Below are 17,741 nucleotides of genomic sequence, written 5' to 3'. Positions count from 1 at the left end.
CAAAATTATTACAGCTATTGTTTTTCTGTATCTATATAAATCTCAATAATAGCCTCAATCCTGTGATGAGGGTATTTATTCAATGTAGTGAAATTAACATACAGCAGATTGTAACTGAATGAGGCACAAATTATCTTGGCGGCGAGCAGATGTTCGCTTGCTATACGTGTACTTCATTTACTTAAAAACGCTGTAACTTCACTTTTCTTAAATTTTGTGAGCTAACTAATCTTATGTAACATATATTAGCAATAATCGTGTTACTTAAATTGTACTTAAATTGCATTGAATAACTTTTAAAGTTATCAGTAATTATACTTATTAACAGTTATTGATTTCCAGGAATTCGTAGTAGGTGCAATAACCTGTTCAGTGGTGATTCGAGTTTGAGTTTAAAGGCTAGGATTTGGGTGCGTTGCAGTTTATTGAAGTTATTATCACTGACGAGAATTAATGAAGTTTGTCCGTCAGGTAATTTAGCACCGAGGGTTAAACCTTCAATGTTGTCTAAGGCTACATCTAGGGTTTGTAAATCTAGAAGTAGTTTTTTTGCTACTGGTTTGATTTTTGTGATGTCAACGGTTGACAAACTATCAATTTTGTGGATGTCGTCAGCATTTTCTAAGGAAACCTGAAACAGAGAAATAGCTAGTCCCAAGCCGGTAAAAGACCTTTCTAAACTCAGGAAGTGTCCTTGATTATCTAGGGAGAGTAAATCAGGTAATCCGCTGTCGAACATACCTGTAAAATTGAATAGGGGTGTGACTGGTTCGGTCTGGTAGAGGAATTCTTGTTCTGGCTGGTTTTTGGCAAGATTGTACTGCAAAATCCGGCAATTAGTACCAAGGCTTGGTTTGGCTGCTGCACCATCTTGAATTAAAGCGTTTTCGGTGGCTGTAAATAGGTTTTTGTTGTCGGGTGTAATGGTGAGACTTTCAAAAGCTAAGTTATTACGTATACCTCGCAGACTTTTTTGATTTGGTAAAAATTTATTTGGTATGGGTAGGGTGCTAATAACTTTTCCTGAAGCTAGGGAGAATTCTTGAATGAAGGGGTTAATTAATTGCTGAACATCACCTTCTGAAGAGATGAAGACAGTTGCTTGGTTAGTTAAAGCGATACCTTCTGTGTCGGTGATGCTAGGTTTAAATGTTTGATTATTTTTATCTAATAGGGTGGTAATACCTACGGGAATTACGCCGTTTTTTGTTAATTTACCTTGGCTGAGGTCAATTTTGAGGGTATAAAATCGAGCAGGAGCTTTTTGTCCTCTATCGTCAGAGATGGCATAATAGAGGTCGTTTTTAGCGTCGTAAGTAATTCCTGATAATCCTCCCAATTCAGTGTTTTGGAAAGATAATCCTGTGGGTAAGATGGCTTCACCTATAAAGTCGATGCTGGTTATTTTGACGGCTGCGGTGGCAAAATTACTGAAAAATAGAGTGATAATGATGATGGAAATGATAAAGTAAATGATTTGTGATGGTTTGCAAAGTTTTTTAATAAGTTGCATGAATTAACTACGGTGTAAAAATCACAAAATTAAGATAGCACGGGGAAGATCAGGTAAATGATTTACACTAACAGTCTGATATATTCGTTCTGGACAAAGTTGACTAGCCAATCTTTAACTTTGTGGGTGGCGCGACAGTCGTCTTCGTTGTAGCGTTGGATTAGTTCTAGTAAGGTACGATCGCTCGTTTCTAACCATTGATCATACCAGTAAATACATTTTGCCCCACTAGCATCTTGATCACGCCACTCAAATCCTAGCCAACGTGCGATCGCTTTTAAAGCATAACTCTCTATTGGTAAAGCCACATTTTGGATTAGTTGTTCATAGATATCGACAAAGCGATCTAGTACCGGACCAACTGAAGAGTAGGGTGTGCGATAAAGTCTGCCTAGTTTTTTAACTGTATCAAATTCGTAAGCACAAAAATGATAAATTGGCGCTTGGGGATATTGCCAAACCAAATCCAGAAATTGTTGCCAAATCAGCGCTTCTTGGGCTGGTGTTTCTGCTAAAAATGAATAAAACTGTTGTGTATTAGCTTCTCTATCGACGACCAAAACCCCTAATAAGTAATTTAAGTTTAAGTCTGGTTGTGCCTCAATATCAAAATATAGCTCGATGGGGGCTGTCAGTGTGAGGTTTTCTTGGGGTATGGTGTAGGGTAAGATTAAAGGCTGTTTTGTGAATACTGATTTTGCTTGGACTATCAGTTTAGCTGCTACTTCGGCATCAAATCCCACCAGGTTTTCTAAGGTGCTGGGACTGGTGTTCACAAGTGCTTCTAAAGTGGTGGTAGATAGTGCTTGCAGTTGAGTGTAGCGGATGGGTGTGACACCTGGTAAGAGTGAGAGGTGTTGCTGAGATTGTGCGATCGCATAACAATGATTATACCAGTGACAGAGATTGCATTTTTGTCGGGCAATAAATACTTCTGGTGCTTCTGGTGACTCAATTACTTGGACATACTCCGCCAAAATCTCCAACATTTGCGGTGTCCATTTATCTAAGTCCACCACATAATTTGAGTCTTTATTTCGCAATATCAACCAAGCTTCTTCGAGTAGGACTTCCTGTACTGTCCCCGCAATTTCAGCATGAAAGGCAGCAACAACTTGATATTCTTGTTTAGGACGTTTACCTAGTTGGATATCAACCGGCACATAAAACCAGTCTCCAAAGCAAGATTTTCCTCGCTGTTTGATCAGTAAATCTGGACGACTCAGTAAAGTGTACTCTTCAGCATAAGTAGCTAATAAAACTCCACGATAAATGGAATCCACCCCTTGCTGCATCAATTCTAATGTGGCGGCTGCACCTGCTTGCCAGTCTCTGGGAGGATACTCTGGTTGGTGATATGGCACGTTTTCTAGCACACTTTGCTGATGACTGATTTTGTCTTGTTGCACTTTCACCAGCAATTCATGGGGAACACCTCGCTGGTTATAGTCCCCATGAGTATCTAAATATGGTCGCCGTTTACAGCGTTGATATTGTAATAGTAGTTCAGCATTAATTAACATCCTTTTAAATTAACAATAATTAGGGGATTTTAGGATAAGAGGTAGGAGGCAGGGAGCAGGGAGCAGGGAGCAGGGGGGAATAGAATTAAGAGGAATAGAATTAATATGGGGTTTCAAGTTAAATGGTGGATTTACAGCAGATTGCATATCAATGAAGTATAGAATCTAAATTTAAAGTCAGACACTAAACTAGTACAGAGCGATGAGTAACGAGTAAGAAGGAGAGTTAAGCACTCGGTACTCGGTACTCGGTACTCACAACTCTTCCGACTCCTGCTACATAATCCAAAATCTAAAATTGATATGCTGCATCACCATCGCACACAATTTCCAGCTTTAGCGAATAAGTTTTATTTTAATTATGGCGGACAAGGGCCAATGCCTCAAGGGGCAATGGATGCTATCAACCAAAGTCAAGCGTACATTCAGGATATCGGACCTTTTGGAACTGAGGCTTATCGCTGGATATCTCCTCAAATGGATGCTACCAAGGAAGCGATCGCATCCCTATTAAATGTACCAAACCACACAATAACCCTCACAGGTAATGTCACCATTGGCTGTAATATCGGAATGTGGGGAATTGACTGGCAAGCTGGCGATCATTTGCTGCTTTCAGACTGCGAACACCCTGGAGTTATTGCCACTGCTAAAGAAATTAGCCGTAGATTTGCTATAGAAGTTAGCACCTGTCCCCTCATGGCGACTTTAAATGAGGGCGATCCTGTCAGTATTATTGCCCAAAACCTGCGCCCCAAGACAAAGCTTGTAGTTTTAAGTCATGTTTTGTGGAATACAGGTCAAGTTTTACCTATTGACAAAATTGCAGAAATATGTAGAAATAACCATTCTCTGCTATTGGTAGATGCGGCTCAATCGGTGGGCGTTCTCCCTTTAAATCTAACAGAATTGGGCGTAGATTTCTATGCATTCACTGGTCATAAGTGGTTATGTGGGCCTGCGGGTGTGGGTGGGTTATATGTACGAGAGGAAACCAGGGAAAGGTTACAACCGACCTTTATTGGGTTAAATGGGGTAATTACCAATAATCAAGCACAACCGATAAATTGGCAACCAGATGGGAGAAGATATGAAGTGTCAACCTTAGCCACTCCATTGTATGTGGGTTTAAGGAGTGCGATCGCTATCCATCAACAATGGGGAACAGCAGAAGAACGATATCATCAAATTTGCAGAAATAGCGAATATCTTTGGCAACTTTTAACCGCATTACCTGATGTCAAATGTTTAAAGAATACACCCCCCGAAAGTGGTTTAGTGTCTTTTCAACTTATCAATAATCAACCTCATGGAAATTTAGTACAATTTTTAGAATCACAAAAAATATTAACTAGAGTAATTGCCAATCCTAATTGTATCCGCGTCAGCGTTCATTACTTAACCTTAGAATCAGAAATTGACCAATTAATCAAAGTCATCAAAATGTTTTCTCGTCTATAGATTGATACTCCCACACAAGTAAATGTAAAATTACAAATCTTCTTCTTCCTTCTTCTTCCTTCTTCCTTTGCGTCCTTCTCTTCGAGACACTTCGTGAACGCGTCTTTGCGGTTTATTTAATCCATATTCTTTTGTTGAGAAATGAAGAAATGACAAACTATTTTTAAAACATCCTCCGAGGTAAACGAAACCAAAATAACCATGAAACGCCCAATTTTATATATAGCCATCACCAATCACGGCTTTGGTCATAGTACCCGCACCGCATCAATAGCCGCAACAATTCAAAAATTATGTCCAGAAGTGCTACTAATTTTCGTCACAACTGCACCTCGATGGCTGTTAGAATCTTATATAAAAGGTGATTTTATCCTCCGTCAACGTGCATTTGATTTAGGAGTAGTGCAAACTGATAGTTTGACAATGGATAAACCAGCAACCTTAGCAAAATTACAGGAAATTAAAAAAAAGCAAAATTCTTTAATTGCATCTGAAGTTAATTTTATCCGTCAAAATCGTGTTAATCTCATCTTGGCAGATATTCCTTTTCTCGCTGCTGGGTTTGCGAAAGCTGCAAATATCCCCTGTTGGATGACAAGTAACTTCAGTTGGGATTTTATTTATCGAAATTGGGGAGGAGAATTTATAGAAATTGCTGATTGGATTAGTGATTGGTATACTAAAAGCGATCGCTTGTTTCGTCTTCCCTTCCATGAACCCATGTCGGCTTTCCCTAATATAATAGATATCGGTTTAACAGGTGGTTCTCCCCACTTCTCCACCGATGAAATACGCAGAACTTGGGGAATAACTGCACCACCAGAAAAAACTATATTACTCACTTTTGGGGGTTTGGGTTTACAAGCAATTCCTTATCATAACGTCAGTCAATTCCTTGATTGGCAATTCATCACCTTTGATGCCGCAGCACCAGATTTACCTAATTTAATTAAAGTTCAAAATCGTCAATATCGTCCTGTAGATTTTATGCCAATTTGTGGACGAGTTGTTTCTAAACCTGGTTATAGCACTTTTGCAGAAGCTACCCGTCTAGAAATACCTATAGTTACCATACCCCGTGATGACTTTGCAGAAGCTGCTTTGCTATTAGCGGGAATAAAGAATTACAACCATCATCAAATTCTCACTCCAACAGAGTTTTTTCAAGGAAACTGGGACTTTCTTCATGACTCACCCCAACCACCAAACCAATCCCAACCAATAGCCAAAGATGGCAATGAAACCATAGCCAACGCTGTGATAAATTATTTTCAGTCAATTTAAATGAATTTAAATAGCAGGGAACAGGGAATAGATTTGAAAGTATTTTGGTGTCTGGGTTTGATGATTATGCTTAAATTGGCATTAGCACGGTGCTGTGCTAAAGTTATGCTTAGTATCACATAAGTCTAGATTCCACCCGTTTGCAGTATACTATATGTTCTCACCCAGTTAGCAATTACCAATGACACATCACCAAAAATTACTAAAAATTTCCACAACTGGCAAATCTTTTCAAAATATTACCTCAAAAATTGCTGCCATAGTTGCAGAATCTGGGGTAAAAATTGGACTCTGCACATTGTTTTTACGTCACACTTCAGCCAGTTTAGTCATTCAAGAAAATGCCGATCCTGATGTACTAATAGATTTAGCAAATTTCATGGCTAAATTAGTACCAGAAGATAATCATTATATCCATGATGCTGAAGGTAAAGATGATATGCCAGGACATATCCGCACAGTATTAACTCATACTTCTGAAAGCATTCCTATTAATAATGGTTATTTAGTATTGGGAACATGGCAAGGTATTTATATTTGGGAACACCGCCAGCATAATCATACCAGAGAATTGGTAGTACATATTTCTAGTTAGAGTTTGTTTTAAACTTCATAAACTCATAATATTTATGCACTTACCTTAATTCATTAAACTTAATAAAAGCTCATCCCTGGCTACATATTGTACAATTATGATACCAGTAGAGCAATAAATGGTTGACTACAAAATTGTTACCTCACATTTATTTAACCATAATTTATAATCTTTCCCATGTCACCTAAAGTTACTCTCACTATCACCCAAGGTAAATTTTCTGGAAAGCAGTATATTTTTGAATCTCGCAGTACTTGTATCATTGGCAGAAATCATGATTGCAACCTGCAATTAGCCAAAGAAATTGATATGACTATTTCCCGTTATCACTGCTTACTAGATATTAATCCTCCAGATATTCGGTTACGAGACTTGGGGAGTTTAAATGGCACTTTTGTTAATAATGAAAAAATCGGTCAAAGAAAACGTAATCAAACTGCACAAGAAGGTTTAAGGTTAAATTTTCCAGAATATGATTTACAAGATGGTGATGAAATTAAATTGGGTGATACTCTTTTTAAAGTCGGTGTAGTCGGTGTAGAAGTAGAAGCATCAGAAATCACAAAAACACCCAAGATACTTCAAGAAGAAGTAAAACCTAATTGTTTAAATATTCTTCAACACTTACTAGGATTAGCCGCAAGTGGTGATCAAAACCTGCAAGCGATATCCGGTTATCAATTGGTTAGATCTCTTGGTAAAGGTGGGTTTGGTGAAGTATTTTTAGCACAACATAGCCAGGCTAGAAAGTTTATGGCGCTAAAGGTAATGTTACCTGCGGTTAATAGTCAGGAACGAGGTGTACAGAAGTTTCTACAGGAAGTAGAAAATACCAAATGTTTAAAAAATTCCCATGTAGTACAATTACTAGATTATGGTTTTGCTGAAAAAACTTTCTTTTTTACAATGGAATATTGTGAAAGTGGGAATATTTGGGATTTCATGCAAAAGTTAGGATGGCGTTTACCTGTTAATATTGCTGTAGAAATAATTCTCCAAGTTCTCGATGGTTTGATATATGCTCATCAAGCGGAAATTCCTTATGTTGAATCAGCTGATGGAAAACTAGGAAAAGGCAAAGGTTTGGTTCACCGTGATTTAAATCCCAACAATATTTTGATCACCAATATCAATGATAAAATAGTAGCAAAAATAGGGGATTATGGTTTAGATAAAGCTTTTGACTTAGCCGGGTTAAGCGGTCAAACTTTGACAGGATCTCAAATGGGTACACCTGCATTTATACCACGTCAACAGGTGTTAGATTTTAAGCACGCATTACCAGAAGTTGATGTTTGGGCAACAGCTGCTTGTTTGTATAATATGTTAACAGGTTATTTCCCCAGGGATTTTACTGGTGATCCTTGGTTGGCGGTATTGCAAAATGATCCTGTACCTATTCGTAAGCGTAATAACACTATACCTAAAAAGTTAGCGGAAGTAATAGATTTAGCCTTGGTGGAGAAGCCGCAAATTACTTTTCAAACAGCGGATGAGTTTAAGCAGGAGTTGATTAAAAGTATGAAATAGTTCGTTAATTACTTTTTTTGTGTCTCTCAACGCAAGATCAAAAATAATCTCACTTCATATAGTAAGAACGGGAAATAATCATTATATTTCCAAGGGTAGGAATTAGGTTGCGATTACTATATAATCAAATTTATGTATAATTACCTATAGTATACCTAGAATATCTATGAAAATTGCTGATTTAATCACCTGGTTTGAAGAATGGGCAAATCCTGCTTGGTGTGAAAATTGGGATAATTGCGGTTGGCAGATTGAGCCTGGTATGTTGGAGGAAGAAGCAAGAGTATTGGTGTGTTTAACGCCAACTTTAGCAGTAATGCAAGAGGCAATATCTAGCAATGCTAATCTGATTTTTGCCCATCATCCCCTCATTTTTAATCCCCTTAAATCTCTACGCAGTGGGGAAGGGTTGACGGAAATGGCACGGTTAGCTTTTATCCACAATATCGGTATCTACAGCGCCCATACAAATTTTGACCAGGTAAATGATGGCACAGCGGATGTTCTAGCACAAATGTTACACCTGCAAGCAGTATCTCCCATAGTTCCCACCCAAGCTGGTTTAGGATATGGACGTGTGGGAATGCTAGAACCATCTTTAACATTGCAGTCATTACTCAGCACTATTCAAGCTCAACTTAACCCACCAAAGTTGATTTTTTCCCCTACGGCTGATTTACAACAGCAGATTTCACGAGTTGCTGTTTTGGGAGGTTCGGGGGCTGGTTTTATTTCCGCAGTTGTGAAAACCAAAGCCCAGGCATATCTCACCGCTGATTGTAAATTTCATCAATTCCAAGAAAGTAGAGATAGGGAACTGATTTTAATTGATGCTGGACATTATGCCACTGAACGCCCAGCGTGCGATCGCTTGGTACAAAAATTCCAGTTACTCAACTTAGATTGGGTGCAATTGAGTCAAAAGGATGAAGATTTCCGCCAGTTTTTACCTTGATTAAATCTTTTAGCACTTTGTGCTTTTAAATACTAATTTAAAAAAACACACTCCAATTTAAGTATTATTAAATACAAGGCTAATATTCAACCTATTGACATATTATCGTCTAAATAGCTACACTGGTATACTACGCACCTAGAGTGAAAGTCATACATAACAAGATTTTGTTTTTTTATTTGTGATTCAGATCACAGTATAAATGTAATTATAATCACTAGTAAACCTGTCCCATATCAATGCTTTTAGGAAGCAAGTGTCACAGACTATAAATGACAAATTATTTGTTATGCCCTATTTATTTATGATTCGTACACTCATCGCATCTGCCTTCCAAACTGGATATCTTAGTGTTGAATCAGAGGGTTTACTCCATCAAGTACTGGTGACTAGGTGCTATCAGTCAGATGATTTAAAAGCTCTTGCAGCCCTATACGAAGCAATCCACACAGGTCAAATAAAACGAGAAGCTTCCTCTAAGAACCTGATGGGATTACCCGCTTTCAACAAATCTAAGCAAGTAAATGTCTGATAAAACTGGACATGAGGCTAGTCTTGCTCAAATTTTGGCGTTTAAGTACCTCGGCAAAATTAATTATACATTTTCCCGAAAAATAGAAATCCCTGGAATCTTGTTCTGTTCCCTGTTAAGAGTTCCCTTCCCAAAATGTGCAATTTATTTTGCACTACTACTGATTACTCATATCAAACATTTTAACGATGCCTTTATTGTAGGGTAGGCATGGATCTCACCTGCTTTAAAATTTTACTTACTACAGAGTCACTAAAAATATAAAAATCTCTAAGTTTTTAAGCAGCAACAATACTACCACTGAGTTTTGTCTACAGTATGGTAAGCAAAACGATTCCTAGTGAACCCCTCTAAAATCACTATCCGGGACTTCTAAATAAAAAATCTCCCAATTTCCAATATTTTTGACCCTGACAGGTTGCCTATCCTACAGAATAATTTATCGCTTTTCATCCCTGTAAGTGGTTGTTATCAAGCAAAATACACCTGTATTATTTCAGATTACAAATAAAAAATTAAAACTATTCGGTGATTGTTGTTTAAAACCATGAAGGTCAGCCTGAGAATGAGTTAAGATCAAGTACATTAGGGTTAGAACTAAAGCCAAGTCCCCAGACTTCCTAGAAATGCCAATGACTACAAGTAGGCAACTCAAACAACCGCAATCATCGCTTGTTTTGCAGTACTATTTATTACATGATGGTAGTAAGGAAACACCACCACATATTCACCTGGTTAGGACAACTCCAGAAATGTTTGACTTCTATGAAGTAGACATTGTCTAAAATAAGCCCAAAAGAGATTAAGTTCAACTGACGCAGTAACCATTGGTTTATGACCCAAGATTTCCCTATATCCAAACTACTACAACCGAGTTGTTGGATCGGGTCAATAAACACAATAATTCTGAACCGTGAAATTGACCTCTTGAGGGTGTATCGTAACTGGTGTCAGACCCAGATTTTGAAAAGTTTAACTACGTTGTTTAAAAAGGCAGAAGCAGTACATGCTACACCGCAAGATTTATCAACTGTGTTGCGACGGGCGGGAGGTATGTGTTTTTTTGCGGGATCAGCAACGCTGGATAGAGCGGGCCCGCATCATCGATATAGAGGGTGATTTAGTGACTCTACGCTATGAAACAGACGAAGAAGACGAAGTTTGTTCTTGGGAAGAGATGGTTCGCCTAGAAAGCATTGGCGCTGTAACGCAAAAATTAGCTTCCGTACCACGGGGTAACGTGGAACCTCTCACAACAGAAGATTGTCCTGAAGCGGAACGTATCCGTAACCATTACACTGACTTAAATCCAGAGTCAGGGGAATATCAATAATTCAGATTGATTCAGGATTCATGACTAGATAGGCTCTCAAAGGCAGGGCAGTAACCTTCAAGGGTAACTTTGAAGTTATATAACGGGGCGGCGGGATTCCAACACCGTTGCCCTCTTTGGTATCGGCAAGTTCCACAACATTCTAGATCAGACAAGGCATAGCGATGCTTACGACGGTCTGCATCAACGCTATTTTGGTTAAGTAGTTCTCGTTGTGACAAACCCCGTAATACTATTTCTTCCCCCTGCCAACGGGCTTCTATTAAACCAGTATCAGCAAATTGCTGCCAACGAGGATCATCTATAATCGTATCCGGGAGAGTGATTGTAATTACAGCCTCTAGCTCCGTCAACTCACCTTCATAATTAGTTTCAGGTGCAGAAGGTTGTAAAAATGTTTCCCCAATTGGTAATTCTACCAAAATGCCAGCTGCGGGAGAATGGACATGATAACGATTTTGTAACTCTTCTAAACCAGTTAGATCCGCTAAGTAAGCAGGTGAACCGTGGACAAAAACGACGTGCTGGGGTCGTAAATTGTGAATTAGCTGAGTTGTCCCAGGACCATCACTATGTTGAGCCAAAAGATAACTGTCAAGAGTAGTTTTTGCTAAATATTCTTGATTAACTTTTATATCAATTTTTTCTGGTAAAAGAATTAGCCAAGGGCCAGTATTAGGTTGACAATATTTACTCAAATCCGCTGTGGAATCGGTGAGAACAATACAAGGTGAGCTACCTAAAGTCATCAAATTTTCTACTTTTAATCGTCGCACACGAGGCCGTACTCGTTCATCCCAAAATAAAGGTTGATGACGGGCAAAATTCTGGACTGATGGCGGCAGATGGGATAACAGTTCTAAATAGGCATCACAACCAGTAGCAACCGCACCATCAACCCAAATGTCTAAGTCTTTACCTGTAAAATGGTGATGAGAGCGTAACAGCATCAACAATTCTTGACCTAATCCTAAAGCTGGTGTGGGTAAAATCACAGAACAATGATCAGTAATTGCTCGATTGATTCTTTCTGCTAGTTGATTTTCTTGGTTGCGTCGGTGGGGATGACGGGATGTGCCATAACTACCTTCAATTAACAGCACATCTAAATTTAAACCCCGCAATTCCTCTAAACGTAACCCCTCGACTAATCTAGAGTTGGATAAAAAGAAATCACCTGTGTAAAGTAATTTGTAATCACGGTTTTGGGTGTGGTAGGTGAGGAGAATAGCCACAGCACCGGGCAAATGACCTGCGGGAAATAATTCTACTACAAGATTCTCTTGAATTTCTATAGGTGATTGCAAAGGTAGCGCCTGACATAATGAAGGAATTGCTTGAGGATATTGTTCAGGCCAATTTAACGGTAATAACTTGCTAGTCACCTCACTAGCATAGATAGGCAACAGCGGAAAAGCTTGATTTAGCGCCAACAAACCTCTGGCATGATCTGGATGAGCATGACTAATTAACACTAAATCGGCTGGTAATGGTGAACTACCCCTCTGCGCTGATTTAGTAATTCCCTTAGACAGGGATGAAATATCCGCCAAACCACAATCTAACAATATGCGGTGTGGACCCATTCGCACTAGTAGACATACACCTTCATCTTGATGCTGAACACTATAGGGCAAGCATTCTAATTCATTAGCTGTTTCCCCAGCATCAGGGCGAGAGGATACCGACAGATCATTCCTCATGCTCTCCTGCTCCATAAAACTAATCCAACACTGGAATTATCCAGACATTGAGGTTTATTTCCTGCTTCTTCCGGGACTGTCGGTATTGAACCCCGTCCACAGGCAGACACGACTAAACCAGCCGCCTTTGATAGATTAATTGCGGCATTCAAGTCTTTATCTAGACTAGCACCGCAAATAAGATAGTTGTAAACTCTATCTGAGTAACGGCATTTTTGTTGATGCCCACAGGAAAAGGCTTAACTCAACCTACAGTTAAATTTTTTGTGCCTGAGTTTGGCGGGATTATGATCATCACTTATTATCAATGTGCAGAACCGTTGCCATGATAGTTGTCTGAATCATAAAATCCATTTTTCGTGCCGAAAAATAAGCACGCAAAGGTAAATACAACTGTTAATACCACTAAAATCAGCTTGACATCCATCTGTTTACCATCCTTGATTCAAGACCTTTTTATATTAATAGTATGATTCTGTCTTGATGTGGAATCACTAGAAAATCTTTACTATGCTTGAGAAAATTGGGCAATAAGTATAATTACCGCAGTTTGGATTTTAAACTTTTTTAACAAATTCTGCATAAATCCAGTAGCTTGTATCAGGAAACCTATATTTCCATCTCCAAAGTGCAAGCTCTGAAAGAATCAGCACCAGTTTTTGCTAAAATTCCTCAAGCGGTTCCCGGAAAAATTCCCCAAACCATTCCTAAACCTGTTTGAATTATCTTGGTAATTGAAACCAACATCCAAAACCTAAAATGCTAAGAGCCGGAATTGTCGGACTTCCCAACGTCGGAAAATCTACTTTATTTAATGCTGTAGTGGCTAATGCTAAAGCCGAAGCAGCTAATTTCCCATTTTGCACCATTGAACCGAATGTTGGCATTGTCTCAGTACCAGATGACCGGTTAAATGTTCTTGCCAAAATTGCCACTTCAGTACAAACTGTCCCTGCGCGGGTGGAGTTTGTAGATATCGCTGGTTTGGTGAAAGGTGCAAGTCAGGGTGAAGGGCTGGGTAATCAATTTTTATCGCACATTCGAGAAGTTGATGCCATTGTTCATGTTGTACGTTGTTTTGAAAATGATGATATCATTCACGTTGCTGGTTCTGTGGACCCAGCGAGAGATATTGAAATCATTAATTTAGAATTGGGTTTATCTGATTTATTCCAAATTGAACGCCGTATTGACAGAACTCGCAAACTAGCACGCACTAGCAAAGATGCACAATTTGAAATTACTGTCTTGGAAAAATTAGCTGCGGCTTTAAATGAAGGTAAATCTGTTCGGCAAGTAAGTTTGAATGAAGAAGAAGTTGAAATTATTAAAGGCTTGGGACTTCTGACCAATAAACCAATTATCTATGCTGCTAATGTGTCTGAAGATGATTTAGCAACAGGTAATGATTTTGTTGAAAGAGTACGAGAAGTTGCGGCTCAAGAAAAAGCCCAAGTTGTGATTGTTTCTGCACAGGTGGAAGCGGAATTAGTGGAATTACCAGAAGCAGATAAAGCTGATTTTCTGGAATCTTTGGGTGTGAAAGAAGGCGGTTTAAAATCTTTAATTCGTGCAACTTATGCTCTGTTAGGTTTGCGGACTTATTTCACCTGTGGTCCGAAAGAAACCCGTGCTTGGACAATTAACGCTGGAATGTCTGCACCTCAAGCAGCAGGTGTTATTCACTCTGATTTTGAGAGGGGATTTATTCGCGCTGAGACTGTTGCTTATCATGATTTAGTAACACATGGTTCTATGAATGCTGCGAAAGAAAAAGGTTTGGTGAGAAGTGAAGGTAAAGAGTATATTGTGCAAGAAGGAGATGTATTATTATTCCGGTTTAATGTGTAGATAAAAATCTCACGCAAAGACGCAAAGACGCAAAGGTCAAATTCATAGTTAACGCTAGTAAATTTAATTTTTTTCTCTGCGTTCTCTGCGTCTCTGTGGTTGAAAAAAGAATTTTCACAATTTTGGGAATGCTATATTTTTATTATTCACCTATGATATAGACTGAAGAACCCATATTTTCATCATCTGTTCCCAGAATTATTCCACCGACTGCACCTGGGAGAAGTTCCAGGGCTTCAATTTTGTGATAATGATCGCGGTAAATAGAGAAAAGTTGCTGATTTTGTCGCCATTCTATTTGATTATCACGTAATGCTAAATAACCAGCAATGTAAACAGCAGATTGAAAAGGCCCATCATCTCCAGAATCGTTAGCTGAGGTGATGTAAATAATACCGGCTGAGTCTATTTTCAGATCGGAAATATGGCGAACATTACCATCAGGAAAAGGTACTTTAAAATTAGCTGAACCTACATTAGTAATTTGATATTTAGTTAAATTTAATTTTCCCCAATAAATTTTTGCTGGTTGTTCACTTTCTCCACGATGTCCCCAAACTGCGATTAATTGATTATCAATTTTTTGTAAACAGAAAGATTCAAAATTACTATCTTTGGTAATTTCTGGTAAATCAAATTCTTTTAAAAGATAAATATTTTTTTTATTAGCGTCTAGCTGGATATGATAAGCTTTGCCTTGACTATCGGCAGCAATAAAATCAGAGTTATTGGTATCTGGAATAGATGTTAATGACTCTAAATCTATAGGTAGTTTAATATTTTTTTGCCAATTTAAGGGGAAATATTTGGGTTGATTTTTACCGTGAAAACTAATAATTGCTAAACGTCCTTGATTTGCTTTTTTGTTGTCATGGACAATTAAAAAATCTAGTTGATCATTTTTCTGATTTATCAAAGCCATGCCACTAATACCAAAGGGAATTCCACCACGTACAGGTATCCAAGTTTGTGCAAAAACTTGTTGAGATATTAATAGTAATCTACCCAAAACTACTATCATGATAATTAATCTGATAAATTTCGGCATATTGATTTATCTAAGTAGATTTTTCATCATACCAAACTCAGAGAAATTATTAGGAAGGTTCAAGGCGATTTTATTAAGCAATACTTCCTCTCTTTCTCGCTTCTTTGTAGGAGGTTCCAACATTTTTGATGCCTGCTTTAATCATTTCTCTTTCCAAAAGGGCAAAGAAATGGTTTCTATCACCACCTCTGACTACAGCCTGGTTGTGTGCTTCTGCGATCGCTACAGGGTAGCCATATCCTTTTTGAACTTGTGCCAACATTAATCCTAGTGCTTGGTCGAGCATAGCTGTGTTTTCTGCTACCCAAACAGGAATTTCTATCCGAGCAATTTCTGCACCTACATTAACGTGACAAAAATAAATGGTTTGGTCTGCGTATAATTCTAAAATTCGGTTATTGCTACGCCATAGGGGGCCACGTTGTCCTGGTTGGAGTTGGGTTGCCCATAGTGATGTATCGCGTAAGGAGTCAAATATTTTACAGGGTACATATTCTAATTGGTTAGGGCAATGAGTGATGCAATCGGGTACTGGATGGGGACAAGCTAACAACCGTAAAAAGTTCATGGAGTCGATATTGCGAGAGGCGCTAAGATAGCCCATGATGGGAATTTGGGCTTGACGCATTTGTTGCCAGGCTTCTAAGATGGGGGGCAAAATGCGATCGCGGGCATCTATCGGTAATTGATCTAAAAACCAGTAAATTAAAGAACCATCCACCATTGCTAAAGCTGGTGCTTCTGTTTTTACACTACAAGCTAATTCTGCCAATACCGTAGTTTCTGAAGCAGTACGGCGATGACTCATCCATTCTTCGGTTCTTAAACCCCACTGACGGGCGATATATAAATCTTCTGGGCGATAAAATACCTCCGGTAAACTATCTAGTAAGGGGTGGCGATTTTGACCATAATGTAAAACAACTCTACCGATATTTAGTAAATAACAATAGGCAATTTCGTGATGATTAGGGGCAATTTGTGAACCATCTGTAGCGATGACGGTATGAACTTTAGGAGGGATAGAGATATCAATACAGGTTTTTAGGGGTTCAATTGGTGTAGCATTAGCAAAGAGGATGCGATCGCGCCATTTTTCTTGCCGTTCAATTAATTCTTGTTGACATTCAAACGCTTGTTTTAAATTTTGTTTTGCCAATTCTAACCGCCGATTACTTTCAGCAACTTCTGAGGAAAGATGCTGACTTAAGCCTTGCATTTGTCGCGCTAATTTTGTTAAATCAAGCATAAAAATAAAGACTAAATTCTGAATATTTGTAATTCTAACTATTAAAACAATAACTAATGATTTTGATTTGATTTTGATTCTTTAATTTTCACTCTGTGGAGGCTGGCTTGGTTTATATAGCCCCAGACTAATAGTCTGAGGGCATATTTCGCAACAGATTGAATTTATTAAATCCACTTAGAGAAATCTTGAGAAAACTGAGAAAGTGATATTACCTGAATACGTGAATCATCTTCTCCTGCTTCCCTTTCTGGTTGAGTATTATAACCCCAATCTGCTAAGAAAAGTTGGACATGATCTAAGTCTGATTGCTTTTGGACTAGTTGTAATGTTTTCAGTCTATCTTCAACAAACCACAAACTCACTGGTTTGGTATTTGCTTTCTCAATTAATTCTCGCAAAGTTTCATATTTTGGGCGTTTGACTTCCTTCCCAAAAATAGAATCAGGTGATAAATCAACTCCTTCTCTTTGTAATAATTGCTTGACAAAACGCCCTTCCTTAGTAGTGACAATGTATAAATTGACTCCACCAACAAGAGTCATTTTTAGTCTTTCTATCACCCCTGGATAGAATTTATGTAAACTTAACCAACCGTCTAAATCTGTAGCTATCCATTCATCTCGCAAGGTATCAAGTTTTTTAGCAACTTCTTTTGCATCTAAGTTATCTGCGCCTAAAATCTGAGGAGTAATATTTGCCCATTCTTGCAAAATTTTATCATCAGAAAAACCCTCAATTAAGGCTTTAATTAAAATAGGCATTTCCCAACCGGTTTCAATTACAGGACGCAAGCGATAGAATCTTAAAGCTAAATCATCCGGTGGTGTGTCGTTAGCAGATGACCAAATTTGACAGTAGGTACGCCATGCCACCTCAAAATATTCAATTAATCCATCGCAAATCACTCCATCAAAATCTAAGGCTAATATCGTAGGACTATTTGCTGTCATTGTTTTGAGGACGAAAACTGCTTTTTTAGCTTATCGTATTCTTTATACAAAATTAGGTATACAAGCTAACATAGGCAGTGCTGCCAAAAATACAAGTTACTTTAAATAAGCATTTATACTTATTTTCTTTATATTAGTAAACTGGTTGAGAAATATCTTAACGGGTGACAAGGGGGTTGAAGATGAGATGTGGCAATAATTTGAGAAAATA

General features: G+C 38.3%; 16 protein-coding genes. 10 read left to right on the top strand and 6 right to left on the bottom strand.

Features of this window, described 5'->3' with window-relative positions; translation table 11 throughout:
• Positions 1-328 precede the first annotated feature (328 nt).
• Together VB713_RS04205 and VB713_RS04200 are read right to left on the bottom strand one after the other, a co-directional pair.
• Entirely contained in the window at positions 329-1,513 is a 1,185-nt protein-coding gene (locus VB713_RS04205) for an esterase-like activity of phytase family protein (RefSeq protein ID WP_323310329.1), read from the bottom strand.
• 62 nt (positions 1,514-1,575) lie between these two features.
• Positions 1,576-3,036: a TM0106 family RecB-like putative nuclease gene (locus tag VB713_RS04200; protein WP_323310328.1), complete on the bottom strand. Its 1,461-nt coding sequence runs from the start codon at positions 3,034-3,036 to the stop codon at positions 1,576-1,578.
• Positions 3,037-3,339: 303 nt separating this feature from the next.
• Between VB713_RS04200 and VB713_RS04195 the strand changes: the two genes are divergently transcribed.
• The 8 genes from VB713_RS04195 (at position 3,340) to VB713_RS04160 (ending at position 10,726) form a co-directional block, all read left to right on the top strand.
• Complete coding sequence (locus tag VB713_RS04195) at positions 3,340-4,497, top strand: aminotransferase class V-fold PLP-dependent enzyme (protein ID WP_323310327.1); 1,158 nt, start codon at positions 3,340-3,342, stop codon at positions 4,495-4,497.
• A gap of 201 nt (positions 4,498-4,698) precedes the next feature.
• A complete protein-coding gene (locus tag VB713_RS04190; RefSeq protein WP_323310326.1) occupies positions 4,699-5,781 on the top strand; it encodes a glycosyl transferase in 1,083 nt (360 codons plus the stop codon).
• A gap of 181 nt (positions 5,782-5,962) precedes the next feature.
• Positions 5,963-6,376: a secondary thiamine-phosphate synthase enzyme YjbQ gene (locus tag VB713_RS04185; protein WP_323310325.1), complete on the top strand. Its 414-nt coding sequence runs from the start codon at positions 5,963-5,965 to the stop codon at positions 6,374-6,376.
• Positions 6,377-6,553: 177 nt separating this feature from the next.
• Positions 6,554-7,906 carry a protein kinase domain-containing protein gene (locus VB713_RS04180; RefSeq protein ID WP_323310324.1) on the top strand — a complete coding sequence of 451 codons (1,353 nt, stop codon included), beginning with the start codon at positions 6,554-6,556 and terminating at the stop codon, positions 7,904-7,906.
• Positions 7,907-8,072: 166 nt separating this feature from the next.
• Positions 8,073-8,861, top strand: a complete 789-nt coding sequence (locus VB713_RS04175) for a Nif3-like dinuclear metal center hexameric protein (RefSeq protein WP_323310323.1) — start codon at positions 8,073-8,075, stop codon at positions 8,859-8,861.
• A 304-nt stretch (positions 8,862-9,165) separates the two neighbouring features.
• A complete protein-coding gene (locus VB713_RS04170) occupies positions 9,166-9,393 on the top strand; it encodes a hypothetical protein (protein ID WP_323310385.1) in 228 nt (75 codons plus the stop codon).
• A gap of 632 nt (positions 9,394-10,025) precedes the next feature.
• Positions 10,026-10,178, top strand: coding sequence for a hypothetical protein (locus VB713_RS04165; RefSeq protein ID WP_323310386.1), 153 nt, complete (start codon positions 10,026-10,028; stop codon positions 10,176-10,178).
• A 221-nt stretch (positions 10,179-10,399) separates the two neighbouring features.
• Entirely contained in the window at positions 10,400-10,726 is a 327-nt protein-coding gene (locus VB713_RS04160; protein ID WP_015215395.1) for a DUF6679 family protein, read from the top strand.
• Positions 10,727-10,737: 11 nt separating this feature from the next.
• Here the strand turns inward: VB713_RS04160 and VB713_RS04155 are convergent, their stop codons facing one another.
• Complete coding sequence (locus VB713_RS04155; protein ID WP_323310322.1) at positions 10,738-12,429, bottom strand: MBL fold metallo-hydrolase; 1,692 nt, start codon at positions 12,427-12,429, stop codon at positions 10,738-10,740.
• A gap of 595 nt (positions 12,430-13,024) precedes the next feature.
• Between VB713_RS04155 and VB713_RS04150 the strand changes: the two genes are divergently transcribed.
• Positions 13,025-13,150 (top strand): hypothetical protein, encoded by a 126-nt coding sequence (locus tag VB713_RS04150; protein WP_323310321.1) that lies wholly within the window; start codon positions 13,025-13,027, stop codon positions 13,148-13,150.
• Positions 13,151-13,188: 38 nt separating this feature from the next.
• Positions 13,189-14,280: a redox-regulated ATPase YchF gene (gene ychF / locus VB713_RS04145; protein WP_323310320.1), complete on the top strand. Its 1,092-nt coding sequence runs from the start codon at positions 13,189-13,191 to the stop codon at positions 14,278-14,280.
• Positions 14,281-14,422: 142 nt separating this feature from the next.
• Here ychF and VB713_RS04140 read toward each other — a convergent pair whose 3' ends face one another.
• The 3 genes from VB713_RS04140 to VB713_RS04130 all read right to left on the bottom strand — a co-directional run bounded on the left by VB713_RS04140 (position 14,423) and on the right by VB713_RS04130 (position 17,530).
• Complete coding sequence (locus VB713_RS04140) at positions 14,423-15,328, bottom strand: hypothetical protein (protein WP_323310319.1); 906 nt, start codon at positions 15,326-15,328, stop codon at positions 14,423-14,425.
• A 73-nt stretch (positions 15,329-15,401) separates the two neighbouring features.
• A complete protein-coding gene (locus VB713_RS04135) occupies positions 15,402-16,577 on the bottom strand; it encodes a DNA double-strand break repair nuclease NurA (RefSeq protein ID WP_323310318.1) in 1,176 nt (391 codons plus the stop codon).
• A 167-nt stretch (positions 16,578-16,744) separates the two neighbouring features.
• Positions 16,745-17,530 (bottom strand): HAD family hydrolase, encoded by a 786-nt coding sequence (locus VB713_RS04130; protein ID WP_323310317.1) that lies wholly within the window; start codon positions 17,528-17,530, stop codon positions 16,745-16,747.
• Between the last annotated feature and the right edge of the window lie 211 nt (positions 17,531-17,741).

Source organism: Anabaena cylindrica UHCC 0172, assembly GCF_034931625.1.
Classification (GTDB): domain Bacteria; phylum Cyanobacteriota; class Cyanobacteriia; order Cyanobacteriales; family Nostocaceae; genus Anabaena; species Anabaena cylindrica_A.
Note: the sequence above shows the minus strand (reverse complement) of the source record. Positions and strands in the feature narration are given on the sequence as shown.